At 72.7% G+C, this 16,429-nt stretch carries 17 protein-coding genes; 6 read left to right on the forward strand and 11 right to left on the reverse strand.

Annotated elements, in window-relative coordinates; all coding sequences use genetic code 11:
• Positions 1 to 6: 6 nt before the first annotated feature.
• A complete protein-coding gene (locus ACQEVZ_RS21500) occupies positions 7 to 2,166 on the reverse strand; it encodes a prealbumin-like fold domain-containing protein (RefSeq protein WP_433369199.1) in 2,160 nt (719 codons plus the stop codon).
• Positions 2,167 to 2,259: 93 nt separating this feature from the next.
• Between ACQEVZ_RS21500 and ACQEVZ_RS21505 the strand changes: the two genes are divergently transcribed.
• Positions 2,260 to 2,475, forward strand: a complete 216-nt coding sequence (locus tag ACQEVZ_RS21505) for an acyl-CoA carboxylase subunit epsilon (protein WP_344503798.1) — start codon at positions 2,260 to 2,262, stop codon at positions 2,473 to 2,475.
• Here ACQEVZ_RS21505 and mscL read toward each other — a convergent pair.
• Entirely contained in the window at positions 2,384 to 3,190 is an 807-nt protein-coding gene (gene mscL / locus ACQEVZ_RS21510) for a large conductance mechanosensitive channel protein MscL (RefSeq protein ID WP_433369202.1), read from the reverse strand. The genes ACQEVZ_RS21505 and mscL overlap by 92 nt on opposite strands.
• Positions 3,191 to 3,217: 27 nt before the next feature.
• On the opposite strand from mscL, the gene ACQEVZ_RS21515 reads away from it, so the two are divergent.
• On the forward strand, positions 3,218 to 3,832 hold the full coding sequence (locus ACQEVZ_RS21515; protein WP_433369205.1) for a Maf family protein: 615 nt from the start codon (positions 3,218 to 3,220) through the stop codon (positions 3,830 to 3,832).
• Complete coding sequence (locus tag ACQEVZ_RS21520; protein ID WP_344503801.1) at positions 3,829 to 4,488, forward strand: O-methyltransferase; 660 nt, start codon at positions 3,829 to 3,831, stop codon at positions 4,486 to 4,488. Before ACQEVZ_RS21515 ends, ACQEVZ_RS21520 begins: the two co-directional genes overlap by 4 nt.
• On the opposite strand, the gene ACQEVZ_RS21525 is transcribed toward ACQEVZ_RS21520, so the two are convergent.
• The 4 genes from ACQEVZ_RS21525 to ACQEVZ_RS21540 form a co-directional block, all read right to left on the reverse strand.
• Entirely contained in the window at positions 4,466 to 5,668 is a 1,203-nt protein-coding gene (locus ACQEVZ_RS21525) for an MFS transporter (RefSeq protein WP_433369209.1), read from the reverse strand. The genes ACQEVZ_RS21520 and ACQEVZ_RS21525 overlap by 23 nt on opposite strands.
• 78 nt (positions 5,669 to 5,746) lie before the next feature.
• Complete coding sequence (locus ACQEVZ_RS21530) at positions 5,747 to 6,502, reverse strand: ABC transporter permease (protein WP_344503803.1); 756 nt, start codon at positions 6,500 to 6,502, stop codon at positions 5,747 to 5,749.
• A 6-nt stretch (positions 6,503 to 6,508) separates the two neighbouring features.
• Positions 6,509 to 7,468 carry an ATP-binding cassette domain-containing protein gene (locus tag ACQEVZ_RS21535; RefSeq protein ID WP_344503804.1) on the reverse strand — a complete coding sequence of 320 codons (960 nt, stop codon included), beginning with the start codon at positions 7,466 to 7,468 and terminating at the stop codon, positions 6,509 to 6,511.
• A gap of 84 nt (positions 7,469 to 7,552) precedes the next feature.
• Entirely contained in the window at positions 7,553 to 8,167 is a 615-nt protein-coding gene (locus ACQEVZ_RS21540; protein ID WP_433369214.1) for a PadR family transcriptional regulator, read from the reverse strand.
• 124 nt (positions 8,168 to 8,291) lie between these two features.
• Here ACQEVZ_RS21540 and ACQEVZ_RS21545 point away from each other — a divergent pair, with 124 nt between their 5' ends.
• Positions 8,292 to 10,043 (forward strand): acetyl/propionyl/methylcrotonyl-CoA carboxylase subunit alpha, encoded by a 1,752-nt coding sequence (locus ACQEVZ_RS21545; protein WP_433369217.1) that lies wholly within the window; start codon positions 8,292 to 8,294, stop codon positions 10,041 to 10,043.
• Positions 10,044 to 10,916: 873 nt separating this feature from the next.
• On the opposite strand, the gene ACQEVZ_RS21550 is transcribed toward ACQEVZ_RS21545, so the two are convergent.
• The 5 genes from ACQEVZ_RS21550 to thrS are packed head-to-tail and all read right to left on the reverse strand — an operon-like array spanning position 10,917 to position 14,844.
• On the reverse strand, positions 10,917 to 11,258 hold the full coding sequence (locus ACQEVZ_RS21550; protein ID WP_344503807.1) for a heavy metal-binding domain-containing protein: 342 nt from the start codon (positions 11,256 to 11,258) through the stop codon (positions 10,917 to 10,919).
• A 57-nt stretch (positions 11,259 to 11,315) separates the two neighbouring features.
• Positions 11,316 to 12,278, reverse strand: coding sequence for a hypothetical protein (locus ACQEVZ_RS21555; protein ID WP_433369220.1), 963 nt, complete (start codon positions 12,276 to 12,278; stop codon positions 11,316 to 11,318).
• A complete protein-coding gene (locus tag ACQEVZ_RS21560) occupies positions 12,275 to 12,784 on the reverse strand; it encodes a SigE family RNA polymerase sigma factor (protein ID WP_433369222.1) in 510 nt (169 codons plus the stop codon). Before ACQEVZ_RS21560 ends, ACQEVZ_RS21555 begins: the two co-directional genes overlap by 4 nt.
• A 33-nt stretch (positions 12,785 to 12,817) precedes the next feature.
• Entirely contained in the window at positions 12,818 to 13,600 is a 783-nt protein-coding gene (locus ACQEVZ_RS21565; RefSeq protein WP_433369225.1) for a DUF3152 domain-containing protein, read from the reverse strand.
• A 47-nt stretch (positions 13,601 to 13,647) separates the two neighbouring features.
• The gene (thrS, locus tag ACQEVZ_RS21570; protein WP_433369228.1) at positions 13,648 to 14,844 is read right to left on the reverse strand and encodes a threonine--tRNA ligase; all 1,197 of its coding nucleotides are present in this window, start codon (positions 14,842 to 14,844) and stop codon (positions 13,648 to 13,650) included.
• Positions 14,845 to 15,042: 198 nt separating this feature from the next.
• Between thrS and ACQEVZ_RS21575 the strand changes: the two genes are divergently transcribed.
• Positions 15,043 to 15,858: an Fpg/Nei family DNA glycosylase gene (locus tag ACQEVZ_RS21575; protein ID WP_433369231.1), complete on the forward strand. Its 816-nt coding sequence runs from the start codon at positions 15,043 to 15,045 to the stop codon at positions 15,856 to 15,858.
• Positions 15,858 to 16,373: a 2'-5' RNA ligase family protein gene (locus tag ACQEVZ_RS21580; protein WP_433369233.1), complete on the forward strand. Its 516-nt coding sequence runs from the start codon at positions 15,858 to 15,860 to the stop codon at positions 16,371 to 16,373. Before ACQEVZ_RS21575 ends, ACQEVZ_RS21580 begins: the two co-directional genes overlap by 1 nt.
• The last annotated feature ends 56 nt before the right edge of the window (positions 16,374 to 16,429 follow it).

Consider the following 16,429-nt stretch of genomic DNA (forward strand, 5'->3'; position numbering starts at 1 on the left):
CCCGTCTCAGTCGGTGCGGGACCGCAAGACCATGATCAATAGGATGACGAGGCCGATACCGACCAGACCGGCGCCGATCAGGGCCACCGGCAGGACCCGGAACGTGTCGAGGACCTTCTGCTGGGTCGGTGCCCTGTCGTCGGCGGTGAAGGTCACCGTGACCGTCACCGTGTACAGGTCGACGTCGGCGCCGGTCTCCTCGCCGATGACGACGGTGCCGGGGATCGGCAGCGGCGCGTTGCCCGGCGCGGGATCGACCGTCGCGCCGACGGCCACCGCGGCGCCGGCCGCGGTGGGTGTCGCCGGGCGCTGCACCGTGCACTTCGCCGGGTCCAGGAAGCCCAGCGGCGTGGGCAGCGACGCCTCGCTGTTGTCGTCCCCGGGCAGCACGACCCGGCCGGTCGAGCCGTCGGTGCAGTCCACGTCCAGCACGATCGGGCCGTCGCGGCCGCTGGTGCTGCCCGCGAAGCGGACGGTGACCTGCAGCTGGTGCGCCTCGACGAACAGGTAGGACGCGGTGCACTTCGCGGCGGGCACGGCGGCGGTGAGCGGCACGACGTCGGCACCGACGTTGGGCACGTCCTGCGACTCGCCCGGGTCGCAGGCGAACGAGCTCAGCCGCCAGCTGCCCTCGACCGTCGCCAGGGGCGGCAGCGGGGTCACCACGTAGTCGCCGAGCGGCAGCGCCGCCGGGAGGCCCTGGGCGATCGCGGCCTCGCCGAACGCGGTCGTGGTCGCCACCCCGGACCAGCCGGGCGAGCCCTCGCCGCGCGGCGCGATCACGAACGACGCCGCGCCGATCCCGCCGACCGTCACCGACCGCAGCTGGATGCTGCCGCCCTTGCGGGTCACCCGCAGCGCGCAGTCGGTCGGGGCGCCGGCGGCGACCATGACGGTGACGGACATGCCCTCCGGCTTGAGCTCGGTCGCCCCGCAGCCGACCCCGGTCAGCGACCATGCGTCGGTCTCGCCGGCCGGGGCGGTGAGCGTCACCGGGTATGCCCCCGGCAGCAGCGTGCTCAGGTCGGCGCCGGTCGCGACGGTGGCGGAGCCGTCACCGGCCGGCGCGGCCTGCAGCAGGCGCGGCGGGTCGGCCCCGCCGCCCGAGGCGACGGACAGGTTGAACCCGCCGCCGGGCGCGTCGCCGAACAGCCGCAGCGTCAGCCCCGGCGGCGCGGCCGGCGGGGTGTAGGTGAACGTGCAGGTGACGACCTCACCGGGGGCGAGCGTGACGGTGGCGGTGCCCGTCGGCAGGTCGGTGGCGGTGAGGCTGCGCCCGGCGCCGCTCTTGCCGCAGCTCAGGTCGGTGAGCGTCCAGCCCGCCGGGGTCCGCGACACGACCGTGCCGGGCTGGCCGCCGGAGCTGCGCACCAGGGTCGCGTCGGTCTTCACGTCGGCGTAGATCCGCTTGTCGGCGGCGTAGCCGGCGGAGGCGTCGAACGCGAACCGCTGCTGGTAGCCGGCCGGGGCCGTCGTGCGGGCCTTCACCACGAGCGTGGCCGGGGCCTGCGCGGACTTCACGTAGTACGCGAAGCAGAGCACGTGCCGCGCCCCGGCGGGGAAGCCGAGCCACTGGACGTTGCCGCCGGCGTGGCCGTCGGCGCCGCAGCGCAGGACGCCGAACCCGTACCCGGGCAGCGCCGCGGCGAGCAGCGGGTCGCCCGGCGTGCCGCCCTGCACCCACAGCTGCCGGTGCGAGGACGCGCTCGCCTGCTCCGGGGTCAGCTGCAGGGTGACCGCACCGTCGATGAGCTTGTCGGTCTTGTGGCCGGCCGCGTCCAGCAGCGGCACCTGGGCGGCGGTCGCGCCGGAGTCGACCGCCGGCATGGTCACCGTCGACAGCGCGCCCTTCTTCTCCTGCCCGGGCCCCAGCGAGAAATGCCAGCCGGGCAGGGCGGTGCAGCCGGCCCCGTTGGCCGCCTCGACGGCCGGATCGACCGCCTGGCCGTCCTTGTACGCGCTGGCGCGGCCGGGGGCGGACGCCGCCTCGATGCGGTCGTCGCGGACCCGGTTGGCCATGACGTCGTCGTACGAGCCGCAGGAGCGCGCCGCGAACGTGATCTGATACCGCAGCGACGCGGACACCGACGCCGGCTGCTCGCCCTCACGCGCCTGGGCGGGCGCCCCGGGCAGCAGTGCCGCGAGGAGCACGCCGACGATGAGCATCGATGCGACCCGGAATGGGACGTTTGTCAATGCGCCCCCCAAACTCGCCATCGACTCCCGTTCCGCTTGAGTATGCGCCGCCGATGCATGCGTATGCTCGCAGGACGGCAACGTTTCGCGTACTTTCCGGGAGGTCCTGTGGCCGAGGAACCGCTGTTCAAGGTCGTCCGCGGCACGCCGACGGCCGAGGAGGTCGCGGCGATCGTCGGGGTGCTCTTCAGCCGTCCCGCCGCCGCGGCGGTGGCTGCTGCGCCGGTGTCGCGCTGGCGCCAGAGCGCCCGGCCGGCGTCTCGTCCCCGCTGGCGCTAGCGCCACCACCCGCCGGGGGCCCGCCGGCAGTGGGATCGTTCACAGGAGGCTCGTTCACAGGAGGCTCGTCCACCGGGGGCTCGTCCACCGGGGGCTCGTCCACCGGGGGCTCGTCCACCGGGGGCTCGTCCACCGGGGGCTCGTCCACCGGGGGCTCGTCCACCGGGGGCTCGTCCACCGGGGGCTCGCTCGCCGGTGGCCGGCCGGTCGGCGGGCGCCGGCGCGGGATGACGATCGGCGGCAGGGCCGGCAGCGTCGGCCAGCGGCGGGCCTCGCGCTCGTCCTGCAGGAACTCCGCCTGGGCGAGCGTCGGCAGGTCCTCGACCAGCTGCTGGCCGCACGAGCGGCAGATCAGCGCCGCGGCCGGCACCCGGTCGTAGCAGAACGGGCACTGCCGCTGGTCCAGCGACCTGCCCCGCTCCACGCCGATCCAGGTCATGAACTTGATGATCACGAACAGGGCGACCGCCAGCAGCAGGAACTGCAGCAGGTCGTTGAGGAACACGCCGTACTTGATCGGCGTGCGGTGCAGCGTGATCTTCAGCTGCTGGAAGTCGGGCTCGCCGACCACGGCGGCGACCGCCTGCAGGAACAGGTTGGTGACGAAGGACTGGACGAGCGTGGCGAAGGCCGATCCGATGATGAAGCCGAGCGCCAGGTCCAGGACCGAGCCGCCGATCGCGATCGCCTTGAACTCAGCCCAGAGCTTCCGCATGGCCGCGATGGTACTAACGTCCGTCCCGTGAAGACGTTCATCCTCGCCTCTGCCAGCCCCGCCCGCCGCCGGCTGCTGCAGGCCGCCGGAATCGAGCCGCGGGTCATCGTGAGCGGCGTCGACGAGTCCGCGATCGAGGCGCCCGGCGGCGCCGCCCTCGCCGGCACGCTCGCCGAGCTCAAGGCCCTCGCCGTCGCCGAGGCCGCCGGGGTGGCGGGCACCGACGCCCTGGTGCTGGGGTGCGACTCGGTGCTCGAGCTCGACGGCGACGTGCTCGGCAAGCCGGCCGACGCCGACGAGGCGGTCGCCCGCTGGAAGGCGATGCGCGGCCGCTCCGGCGTGCTGTACACCGGCCACTGCCTGGTCGACGCCGGGTCCGGCAGCAACACGTCGAAGACCGTCGGCACCGTCGTGCACTTCGCGGAGCCCGACGACGAGGAGATCGCCGCGTACGTGGCGACGGGCGAGCCGCTGCACGTGGCCGGCGCGTTCACCATCGACGGGCTCGGCGGCGTGTTCGTCGACCGGATCGAGGGCGACCACGGCAACGTCGTGGGCCTGTCGCTGCCGACGCTGCGGGTGCTGATGTCGATCCTCGGGGTCCGCATCACCGACTTCTGGCGGGGCAGGATCGAATCATGACGAGACAGACACTTGCCCTCACCGACGCGCTGCACGCGTATGTCGTCGCCAACGGCAGCGAGCCCGACGACCTGGTCCGCGACCTGATCGAGGAGACCGCGGCGGCGCTGCCGCGCGACGCGGGCATGCAGGTCGCGCCGGAGCAGGCGGCGCTGCTGACGATGCTGACCCGGATCAGCGGCGCCCGGCAGGCCCTGGAGATCGGCACGTTCACCGGGCTGTCGTCGATCGCGATCGCCCGCGGCCTCGCCGAGGGCGGCCGGCTGACCTGCCTGGACGTGTCGGAGGAGTTCACGTCGATCGCCCGGCGGTACTGGCGGCGCGGCGGCCTCGACGACCGCATCGAGCTGCGGATCGGGCCCGCCGCGGAGACGCTCGGCGCGCTGCCGGCCGAGCCGCACCTCGACCTGACCTTCATCGACGCGGACAAGACCGGCTACCTGGGTTACTGGGAGGCGGTCGTGCCCCGGACGCGGCCCGGCGGCCTGATCCTGGTGGACAATGTGCTGCGCCACGGGCACGTGCTCGACCCGGACCCGGGCGACCACGGCACCCTCGCGATCGTCGAGTTCAACCGGCGGGTCCTCGCCGACGAGCGGGTCGAGTCGGTGCTCATCCCGATCGCTGACGGGCTCACACTGGCTCGGCGGCTCTGACCGGCGCCGCGGTCTGCGTGGTGTCGAGGGTGGCGCGCCCGGTGAGCCTCTCCAGGCGCGTCACCACCGCGGCGCTCAGCAGCAGGAACGCCGGCACGAGCAGGAACGCGGTGTGCGGCCCGACCCGGTCGGCGAGCGAGCCCAGCGCGAACGGCGCCACCGCGAAGGAGATCCCGACGGCGAACGAGGCCCGGGCCGCGGCCAGGTCCGGCTGCCCGTCGGAGTGGGCGAGGGCGAGGCCGATCCCGAGCGGGTAGTGCAGGCCGCAGCCGAGCCCGCAGCCGAACAGGCCCGCCATCGCCAGCCAGGGCACGGTCGCCGACCAGAACAGCGCGAACCCGGCGGCGGACACGGCGAGCGCTGCCAGGAGCATGCGGGTCGGGCGGTACCGCAGCAGCAGCCGCCCGCCGACGATCCTCCCGGTCACCATCCCGGCGATCATGGTCGACACGGCCGCCGTCGCCACCCCGGCGGACACGTGGGCGTGGTCGCGGAGCACGTCGCTGCCCCACAGCGTCAGGCAGACCTCCACCGAACCGGTCGCGAACAGGCTGGTCGCGGCCAGCCAGTAGGTGGCGGGGAGCCTGCGGGCGCGCCGGCCGTCGGCGGTGCCGTGCTGGAGCGGCTCGGGTGCCCGTACACCGGCGAACACCGCCAACAGGACGGTGGGGACCACCACGAGGACAAGCCCGGCCCGCCACCCGAGACCGGTGCCGTAGGCGAACCCGACGACCAGCGGTGCGACCAGGCCGACGGCGGCCGCGGCGGCGTTGGCCTCGCTGATCGCGGCCGGCCCGGCGGTCCCGTGGTGCTCGGTGAGCGCCGCGACGATGCCGTTGACCAGCAACGACCCGCCGAAGCTCGCGAGGGTGGCGAACGTCAGGGTCAGCGCCAGGTGGTGCGCGGCGAACATGCCCGCGGCGGCGCCGCTGATCAGCGTCAGGCCGGCCCAGATGAGGCGGTGTCGCCCGTACCGGCGGGTCAACGCCGGAATGACGGCGCCGCCGACGATGCCGCCGACGGCGAACCCGGTCCCGTGCAGGCTCGCGAGGGTCCTGCTGATGTGCAGCTCGTCGCGCAGCAGCGGGGCGACCGGCCCGAACCCGTAGAGGAAGTAGCACCACAGGGACAGCTGGACGTAGATCACCCAGGTGAGGCGGTCGCGGACGAGATTGGGCACCGCCTGACGGTGTCACGGCCCCTCCCGTGGTGGAAGGGGCCGTGACGGTGATTGTCGTTACCGGTAAAGTTGACTGGCCTAACGGACGCCCCTGGCGAAGGCGCGGGAGGCCCAGACCACGGTGATCAGGGTCAGGCCGCCGATGACGACGCCCGCCTGCCAGACCGAGTCGGCGCCGGGGTTGCCGGCGAAGAGTGCCCGGACGCCGTCGGTGGCCCACGAGAACGGGTTCCAGTCGGCGACGCGCTTGAGCCACGCCGGGGCGAACGTGAGCGGCAGCAGGATGCCGGCGGTCAGCAGCAGCGGCTGCGAGATCGTGTTCAGCAGCGGCGCGAGGGCGTCCTCGCTGCGCAGCTTCAGCGAGATCGCGTAGGAGAACGCCGACAGCATCAGCGAGATGACCGCCATCAGCGCGAACGCGGCGAGCACGTCCAGGACGCCGACGCTCAGGCCGAACCCGACCGCGACGATGACGATGAGCGCCGCCTGGAACAGCAGCGACACGACGTCGCGCAGCGAGCGGCCGACCAGCAGCGCCAGGCGGCTGACCGGGGTGACCCGGCTCCGCTCGATGACGCCGGCGCGCAGCTCGGCGATCAGCCCGAAGCCGGTGAACAGCGAGCCGAACATGGCCAGCAGCACCAGCAGGCCCGGCACGAACAGCTCGTACGCCTCGGCGTTGGTCTTCACGCCGAGCGCCGGCTTCAGCAGCGGCGCGAAGAGCAGGAGGTAGAAGAGCGGCTGGATGACCCCGACGATCAGCCACACCGGCTGGCGGAGCATGAGCTGCATCTGGCGGGCGAAGACGAGCCAGGTGTCGCGGAGGAATTTCATCGCTACTCAGCTTTCCCGAAGTGAACGGCCGGTCTTGGTGAGGAAGACGTCGTCGAGGCTGGGTCGGTGCAGCTCCATCTGGGTGAGCTGCACGCCGGCGTGGTCGAGCACGCGGAGGATGTGCGGGATCGCGACGGCGCCCTCGTCCACGTACAGCCGGAGCTCGTTCTTGGCGTGTTCTTCGAGCTTGCGGACGTAGTCCTGGTTCCTGAGCAGCGCGATCGCCGTTTCAGCGGATGCTCCGGCGGTGCCGACGGTCACGACGTCGCCGGCGACCTCGCGCTTGAGCGCGTCGACCGTGCCCTCGGTGACGATCTCGCCGTGGTCCATGATCGCGATCCGGTCGCAGAGCGCGTCGGCCTCGTCGAGGTAGTGGGTGGTGATGAAGACCGTCATGCCCTCGGCGCGCAGGCGGCGCACCTCGTCCCACATGTGGGCACGGCTCTGCGGGTCGAGGCCGGTGGTCGGCTCGTCGAGGAAGACGACCTTCGGCCCGTGGATGATGCCGAGCGCGATGTCGACCCGCCGGCGCTGGCCGCCGGAGTAGGTCTTGGTCTTGCGGTCGGCGTACTCGGTGAGCTGGAACGCCGCGAGGGCCTTGTCGGCCCGCTCGAGCGCCTCGGCCTTGTGGATGCCGTAGAAGCGGGCCTGCAGGACCAGCTCCTCGCGCGCGGTGCTCTCGTCCCAGGTGCTGCCGCCCTGGGCGACGTAACCGATCCGGCGGCGCACCTCGCCCGGGTGCTTGAGCAGGTCGGCGCCGGCGATGACCGCCTCGCCGCCGTCGGGCGTGATGAGCGTGGCCAGCATCCGCAGCGTCGTGGTCTTGCCCGCGCCGTTGGGGCCGAGGAACCCGTAGATCTCCCCCTCCCGGACGGAGAGGTCGACCCCCCGGACCGCCTCGACGACCTTGGTCTCCCGACCGGCCCGTGAGCGGTACGACTTCCGCAGACCCTTCGTCTCGATCATGACGGTCTCCCCTGTCGTCTGTGTGCTACGCGGGTCAACCTAACGCGATATAAACTACTAGTCAAGCGCGTTATATATCGCGTTTTAAACCTCGTCCTCGTCGTCCTGCGGGTCTCCGAACTGCTCACGGATCGCCGCGCGCCAGGCGTCGGGGCTCTGCCCACCCTCGTTGAAGTGCCCACCCTCGCCGGCCTCGACCCGCGCGGCCACGTCCTGGCACCAGCGGGCCTCCGCCTCGGCGCGCACCGCCGTGAGCTCCAGCTGCCAGCCCACGTGCGGCGGCTTGTCGGCGATCCACTCGTCGATGCTGTCGCGATAGGTTGCAACCCAGTCGTTGAGGAGCCGTGCCCGGGCCCGCAGCGCGCCGACCGCCTCGGGGCGCGGCAGCGACGGCAGGAAGGCGAAGGCGGCCTGGAAGGGGTCGACCGGCTCCGAGTACTCCCACCAGTACCGGCGCAGCATGGCCTGATACTCGACCTCGCCGGCCTTGGTCAGCTGGTACCTCGTGCGGGCCGGACGCCCGTCCACCTGCTCGGTGTCGACCGGCTCGAGCAGGCCTTCCTCGGCCAGCTTGCGCAACGCGTGATAGATCGATCCCGGCTGGACATTGGCCCAGCTCTCCACGTTCCAGCTGGTCAGCTCCTTGCGGATGTCGTAACCGTGGACGGGCTGCAGGTAGGAGATCAGTCCCATGATCATCAAACGCGTAGTAGACACGACATAATCTTAATAGGGTCGGTTTGACTATGACATTGTTGGCAGCGGGACTTGTCGTACAGGTCGCTTAGACTGCGGCTGAGGGTTACCCAAGGGAGCGTTCAGCGTGCGCAAGGTTCTGATTGCCAACCGGGGCGAGATCGCCGTCCGCGTCATCCGCGCCTGCCGCGACGCTGGTCTGGCCAGTGTCGCGATCTATGCGGACTCCGACCGCGACGCGCTGCACACCCGCCTCGCCGACGAGGCCTATGCCCTCGGCGGCGACACCCCGGGCGCGTCCTACCTGCGCATCGAGAAGGTCGTCGAGGTCGCCCTCACCGCAGGCGCCGACGCCGTCCACCCCGGCTACGGGTTCCTGTCCGAGAACGCGGACTTCGCCCAGGCCGTCATCGACGCCGGGCTGACCTGGATCGGCCCGACCCCGCAGGCGATCCGCGACCTCGGCGACAAGGTCACCGCCCGGCACATCGCCCAGCGCGCCGGCGCGCCCCTCGTCCCCGGCACCGCCGAGCCCGCCCGCGACGCCGACGAGATCGTCGCGTTCGCCCGCGAGCACGGCCTGCCCGTCGCCATCAAGGCCGCCTTCGGCGGCGGCGGCCGCGGCCTGAAGGTCGCCCGCACGCTGGAGGAGATCCCGGCGCTCTTCGAGTCCGCGACCCGCGAGGCGGTCGCCGCCTTCGGGCGGGGCGAGTGCTTCGTCGAGCGCTATCTGGACCAGCCCCGCCACGTCGAGGCCCAGGTCCTCGCCGACCAGCACGGCAACGTGATCGTCGTCGGCACCCGCGACTGCTCCCTGCAGCGCCGCCACCAGAAGCTCGTCGAGGAGGCGCCCGCGCCGTTCCTCACCGACGCCCAGCGCGCCCAGATCCACGAGTCGGCGAAGGCGATCTGCCGCGAGGCGGGCTACCACGGCGCCGGCACCGTCGAGTATCTCGTCGGCAACGACGGCACCATCTCCTTCCTCGAGGTCAACACCCGCCTCCAGGTCGAGCACCCGGTCAGCGAGGAGACCGCCGGCATCGACCTGGTCCGCGAGCAGTTCCGGGTCGCCGACGGCGAGAAGCTCCGCTTCGACGAGGACCCCGCCCCGCGCGGCCACTCCATCGAGTTCCGCATCAACGGCGAGGACCCGGGCCGCGGCTTCCTGCCCGCCCCCGGCACCGTCACCACCCTGCGCCTGCCCACCGGCCCCGGCGTCCGCGTCGACACCGGCATCGAGTCCGGCAGCGTCATCGGCGGCAACTTCGACTCCCTCCTCGCCAAGGTCATCATCACCGGCGAGACCCGCGAGCAGGCCCTGGAGCGCGCCCGCCGCGCCCTGGACGAGATGGTCGTCGAAGGCATGGCCACCGCCCTGCCCTTCCACCGCGCCGTCCTGCGTGACGAGGCCTTCACCGAGTCTCCCTTCCGGGTGCACACCCGCTGGATCGAGACCGAGTGGGTCAACACGGTGCCGCCGTTCACCGCCCCCTCCGGCGACCTGCCCGCCGCCGAGGAGCGCTCGACGGTGGTCGTGGAGGTCGGTGGGAAGCGGCTGGAGGTGTCGCTGCCCGCGGGCTTCGGCACCGGCCCCGCCGTCGCCACCGCCGGCTCGCCGGCCCCGCGCCGCCGCTCGGGCACGAAGAAGCAGTCGGGCGCCGCGAGCGGCGACGCCCTCACCAGCCCCATGCAGGGCACGATCGTGAAGATCGCCGTGGCCGAGGGCGACACGGTCGCCGAGGGTGACCTGATCGTCGTCCTGGAGGCGATGAAGATGGAGCAACCCCTCAACGCCCACAAGTCGGGCGTCGTCACCGACCTCGCAGCCACCGTCGGCGAGGTCGTCTCCGCCGGCGCCGTCATCGCCACCCTGAAGTAGCCGCCTCCACCACCACGCGGCCGCTCCACTCCACCCCCGGCACCGCCACACAAGCCCCGCGGTTCCGGCGGCGCGCTCGCGTCCCCACCGGCGCGACAATGCCGCAACCACCTCCGGCCCTGCGGGCCCCGTTCGGCGGCCCCCATGACCAATCTCCCCGGGGCGGAAGCTCTAAGGCGGATCTGGCCTGGTGAGCCCCTGTTCGCTGGGGCCACCACCAGCATGATCGACGGACGGATCCAGTCACCCGCACGACCGGAACCGTCCTTGGATCAGGGGAAGGCGCCGGCAACCCTGGCAGCCCCAGGGCGAACCTCCGTCACCGCCGACCGGACGAAGCGGATCAATCACCGGAATTCCCGCACTATCGGGCACACCGCAACTCCCTCTGGGCCATGACCGCGAACACCGCACCGCTGGACGCGGCGGCACACCGCGGTCGTCCACTCAAGCAGCCCCGACCACCACTCCCCGCACGGACGCACCTCCCCGACGGATGATCCAAGGACGGATCCGGCCACCCGCACGACCAGAACCATCCTTGGATCACGACGGGAGGCGCCGGCGAATCCGGCAAGCCCCGGGACCAAACCTCCATCGCCACCGACCCGACACGGCGGATCAACTACCGGCATGATCGACGGACGGATGTGGCCACCCGCACGACCGGGACCGTCCTTGGATCACGGGACGGGCGCCGCGCTGCTGGACGTAGGCCTGGGGGTGGCCACCGGATGCGGCGCGGATGCGTCGCTTGGCCTGGCTCGCGTCTCGGCGCGGGCAGTGCGGCGCGGAGCGGCGCATTGGGGCTGCGGGTGGGAATCCCCGCCGGGACCTGCCGCGGCAGCGGTTGGGCGGAAGCACAGTGGGGAATTACGGTGCGGCGTGGGCGCCTGTGCTGGCGTGGAGGGGGACGGCGACGACGGCGGTGCCGTAGGCGCAGAGTTCGGCCCAGGTGTTGGTGAAGTCGCGGTGGTCGAAGCGCATGCCGACGACGGCGTTGGCGCCGCGCTGCTCGGCGACGTGGACCATCTGGCCGACGGCGCGCGCACGGGTCTGCACGAGGAACTGGGACATGTCGAGGCCCGGGCCGCCCTCGGTCGAGCGTAGCCCCGCGGCGAACGGGTTCCGCGACGTCGCGCACACCCCGAGCACCTCGCCGAGCACGGTCGTGATCTCGTACCCCGGTAAACCCTCAGTCGTTACAACCAGCACATATGAATCGTATGCACATATGTACGGTTTAGGGTGGATCTACTGGGAACCACCCCCTCAGCCCTGCCCGGGAGTGGCGTTGGGGTTGACGGTGATACCCGCCGCGAAGCGGATCAGGTCGGGCTCCGGCAGCGGTACGGGCGTCGCGGACTGGATCACGAGCAGCCGGCCGTCGCCGAGGTCGACCTGCAGCGAGAAGAAGCCCTCGACCGGGTCGGTCAGGATGCCGGGGCGGCCCGCGACGTCGACCGCGCGGCCCGTGGACAGCTCGCCGGTCACGCCCAGCATCACGGTGAGCTTGCCGACGAAGGTCTCGTCGGCGGTGACGTCCGGCGGGCAGAAGGTGACGGCGGCCGGGCTGATGTTGTCGACCGTGTACCCGTCGGGGACCAGCGCGAACGTGAACGGCGCCGGCACGCTCACCGGCTGCGGCAGGAGGCCCTTGGCGAACCCGGCGAGCCGGTCGACCGGCACGGCGGGGGACGCGCGCAGCTCGAACCACTGCCCGGGCGCCTCCTGCCAGATCAGGGAGGTCCCCGTGTCGGCGGACTCCGCGGTGTACCCGACGACACCGCGGACCATGATCGGCTCGGTCCCGGTCGCGAGTGGGCGGGTCGGGCTGACCGTCAGCGTGGCGGTGGCGGCGTCGTCCGGCAGGGGCTGGCTGAGCGTCGGGAGTCCGGCGGCGAGGCGTACCTCGGGATCGGTGCCCGACGGTGGCGGGCTGAGCGGGAACGTGACCGTCAGCGGGCCGGACGACGAGGCCAGCACCGACGGCGCGGCCACCGCCACCGGGGCGGCCGCGAGCCGCAGCGGCACGGTGACCCCGACGGTGGCCAGCACGGCGACGACCGCGCCGACCACGACGCGGGTCCGCCGCGCGCGCCGGCGGCTCTCCGCGCGGACGACCGTGAGCAGCGCCGCCCCGGCCGGGGCCTCGGCGGCGTGCCGGTGCATCAGGTCACGGACGCGCTGCTCGACGTCGCTCACCGCACCGCGCTGCGGGGAAAGGTCGTTCATGGCTCGCCTCTGCGGAGTGGGACGGGGGTCAGTGCTGACCGGAGCTTGTGCAGCGCGTGGAACGCGTGGACGCGGACGGTCGCCTGGGCGCAGCCCAGCAGCCTGGCGATCTCGGCGTCGGGGAGATCCTCGTAGTACCGCAGGACGACGACGGCGCGCTGGGAGCGGGGCAGCGCGTTCAACGCCGTCCACATCTCGTCCGCGTCGACGACCTGGTCGGCGAGCGCGTCGGGCGAGGAGCCGGGCGGCGCGCCGTCGGGCGGGTCGGCGACCGGCCGTTCGGTGCTCGCGCGGCGGCGCCGCCACGACAGGTACTGCCGCAGGACCGCCCGGCGGACGTAGGGCTCGGGGCCTTCGTCGCCGGTGATCGCGTGCCAGCGGCGGTGCGCCCGGACGAGCGCCTCCTGGGTCAGGTCCTCGGCCAGGTGCCGGTCGCCGGTCAGCAGGTACGCGAACCGGAGCAGCGCCGCGCTGCGCACCGTCACGAATTCGTCGAAGTCCTGCACGTCTTCCTTGACGTTGCCGGTGGGGTCGGGCGTTTATGGCTGTTCCGACGGAGTTGGGTCGTCGTACTGCCCGGAGCGCCCGGCGTAGGGCCGGCCGTCGACGATCGGCCACGGGTTGGCTACGCAGCCGTGCAGGCCGAGGGTCTGCTGCTGCATGACGGGGGCGGGCCGGGCCGGGCCGGGGCACAGCTCGTGGCCGCGGCCGAGGCGGTGGCCGGTCTCGTGGTTGACGACGTAGGCCCGGTAGGCGGTGAGGTCGGCGCCGTAGCCGGGGATGCCGCGGGCCCAGCGGGCCACGTTGACGACGACGGTGTTGCCGTTCCTGCAGGAGGTGTACCGGTCGTAGCCGCCACCGCACAGCACGTCGCGGGTCGCGGGGGTGGCGAGGTAGATGGTGAAGTCGAACGCCTCGCCCTGCCCGGCCCGGCGCAGCCGCCAGTTGCCGGTGCCGGGCCAGCTGCGCGGGTCGGTGAAGATCAGCTCGACGGCATCGCCGAACGTGGCCGCGTCGACGCCGGTGATGCCGTGCTCCACCCCGATCCGGTAGGTCAGCAGCCTGCCCTTCGTCCCGATGGCGCGCCCGCCGGCGGTGGCGAAGCCGAACGTGCCGCCGCCGTCGACAGGGAACCGGATCACCGGCACGTCGGTCGTGGCCGGTCCCCGCGACGACGGTGCCGCCGACGGCGACGACGGTGGCGGGGACGGTGGCGAGGACACGATCGACGGGGCGGGCGAGGCGGCCGACGCCGAGAAGGACGGCGTGGACGAGCAGCCGGCCACGAGGGCGAGCGTCACGATGGTCGGGAAGATCCGCACACCGGGACTGACGCACCGCCCCCGTCCGACTGTTTATGAACCCCCGCCTATGGCGCGGCACACACCTCCGACAGGCTCGCGACGGCCGCGGCGATCGGCAGCACCCCCGACAGCGGCCCGGAGTCCCGCGGGCGCAGCGAGACCGAGCCGCCGGCCGCCTCCCGCTCCCCCACGACCGCGACGAACGGCACCTTCCGCGCCGCCGCCTGCCGGATCCGCGCGCCCAGGCTGCCCGCGTGCCACTCCTCGACCCGCAGGTCGGCGGCCCGGCAGGCGCGCACGAAGTCGCCGCCGGCCTGCGCGTCGGCGACGGGGAGGACGGCGACCTGCAGCGGTGCGAACCAGGCGGGGAACGCCCCGTCGTGCACCTCGATCAGGTGCGCGAAGAGCCGCTCCATGCTGCCCGCCACGCTGCGGTGCACCATCACGGGGCGCCGCCGCTCACCGCCGGCGTCCACGTAGGACAGGTCGAAGCGGGCCGGCTGGAAGTAGTCGACCTGCACGGTCGCGAGGGTGCTCTCCCGCCCGGCGTGGTCCACCAGCTGGACGTCGATCTTCGGCCCGTAGAAGGCCGCCTCGCCGGGTGCCTCCACGTAGGAGACGCCTGCGATGTCCAGCGCTTCCCGCAGTACCGACGACGCCGCCGCCCACATCTCGGGGTCATCGACATACTTCCCGCCCTCGCCGCGCAGCGACAGCCGGAACGACGACGGCTCGAAGCCGAGCGCGGCGTGCGCCACCCGCATGAGCCGCAGCGCCTCGACGACCTCGTCGCGCACCTGCTCCTCGGCGCAGAAGACGTGCCCGTCGTTGAGGGAGATCGCCCGCACGCGCGACAGCCCGCCGAGGACGCCGGAGCGTTCCGCGCGGTACTGCCCGCCGATCTCACCGATGCGCAGCGGCAGCTCCCGGTAGGAGCGGCCGCGCGCCCCGAACACCGCCGCGTGGTGCGGGCAGAGGCTCGGCCGCAGCACGAACGCGTCGTGCTCGCTGAGCGCCATCGGCGGGAACATGTCGTCGGCGAAGTGCGGCAGGTGCCCCGATCTGAGGTACATCTCCTGCTTGGCCAGGGGCGGCGAGTAGACGTGCTGGTAGCCGTTGCGGCGTTCCAGGGCGTGGAGGTAGTCCTCGACGGCGCGGCGGGCGGCGGCGCCGGCGGGCAGCCACAGCGGCAGCCCCGCGCCGACGAGCGGGTCGGAGTGGAAGAGCTCGAGGTCGCGGCCGAGCTTGCGATGGTCCTGCATGGTCTTGACTCCCTTGATGCGACAAGGGGGCGCCGCGCACGAAAAAGCTCCGGAGCGCGGGCGCCCCGGAGCTTTGCTGAGAACAGGTGAGTGTCAGCGCCGCCGGGGAAGGCCCGGCGTCGTCGTGAACAGTGCGCTGTGACTCATGCCCGGAAGAATAGCGCGCCGTTCGGAGGGCGCGACGGGTATAAACGTGCGGTGCCTGAAGGTCACACCATCCACCGTCTCGCCGAGCGGCACCGCAAGCTGTTCGCGGGCCGGCCCGTCGCCGTCAGCAGCCCGCAGGGCCGGTTCGCCGCCGGCGCCGCCCAGGTCGACGGGCGGGTGCTGCTCGACACGGCGGCGCACGGCAAGCACCTGCTCCACCAGTACGAGGGCGACATCACGCTGCACGTCCACCTGGGCCTGTACGGCAAGTTCACCGACGGTGACGGCGACCCCCCGCCCGCGGTCGGTGAGGTGCGGCTGCGGATGGCGAACGGCGAGCACTGGCTCGACCTGCGCGGCCCGACGGCCTGCGAGCTGCTCGACCCCCTCCAGGTCGACGCCCTGCACGCCCGTCTCGGCCCCGACCCGCTCGCCGAGGAGGACGACGGCGGCGTCAAGGCGTTCAAGGCCATCAAGAAGTCGGACCGGCCGCTCATGGCGCTGCTCATGGACCAGTCGATCGTGGCCGGCGCCGGGCTGATCTACGTGACCGAGGCCCTCTTCCGGGCCGGCCTGCGCCCGACGGTCGCCGGCCGGCGGCTGACCCGCCCGCGGTGGGACGCGATCTGGCAGGACCTGCGGACCCTGATGCGCACCGGCGTCGAGGACGGCCGCATCGACACCGTCCACAGCATCCACCTGCCCGAGGCGATGGGCCGTGCCCCGCGCGTCGACCGGCACGGCGGCGAGGTCTACGTGTACCGCCGGACGAACCAGCCCTGCCTCGTCTGCGGCACGCCCGTGCAGACGGCGGAGGTCAACGCCCGCAACGCGTACTGGTGCCGGGTCTGCCAGAGGACCCGCTGATGGTCGCCGCCCTGGAGCTGCACCTCGACGAGCGCGCGACCCGCCGCATCCGCGTCCTGTGGGACCTGCTGGAGGATCTCGGCGTACAGACGCTGCGGACGCCGCACGACGGCAAGCACCGGCCGCACGTTTCGCTGATCAGCGCCCGGGCGCTCGACCCCGACGCGGTCGTCGAGGCGCTCAAGCCGGTGCGCGTCGCGGCGCCGCTGCGCCTGAACTTCCAGTTCGCCGGGGTGTTCGTCGGGCGGGTCGTGTTCCTGGGCCTGGCGCCGACCCCGGACCTGATGCGGCACCAGGCCGAGGTCTGGCGCCACCTCACCGGCGCCGGGATCGAGGGGCTGCCCCTGTACGACCCCGGCGAGTGGGTCCCGCACTGCACCGTCTCCATGCGGGTGCCCCGCCCGATCCTCACCGACGCGCTGCGCCGCTGCCTGGAGGTCCTCCCGATCGAGGCCACCGTCAAGAAGGCCGCGGTGGTCGACTACGCCCGCGACATCTATCGGGAACTGCCCTGACCCAGAGTGATCCGGAAGAGTTGTTGTCGTCAGGGCGACGATTTGTCTTCCGGATC

Origin of the sequence: Dactylosporangium sp. CA-152071, assembly GCF_050936335.1 — a bacterium.
GTDB classification, from domain to species: domain Bacteria; phylum Actinomycetota; class Actinomycetes; order Mycobacteriales; family Micromonosporaceae; genus Dactylosporangium; species Dactylosporangium maewongense.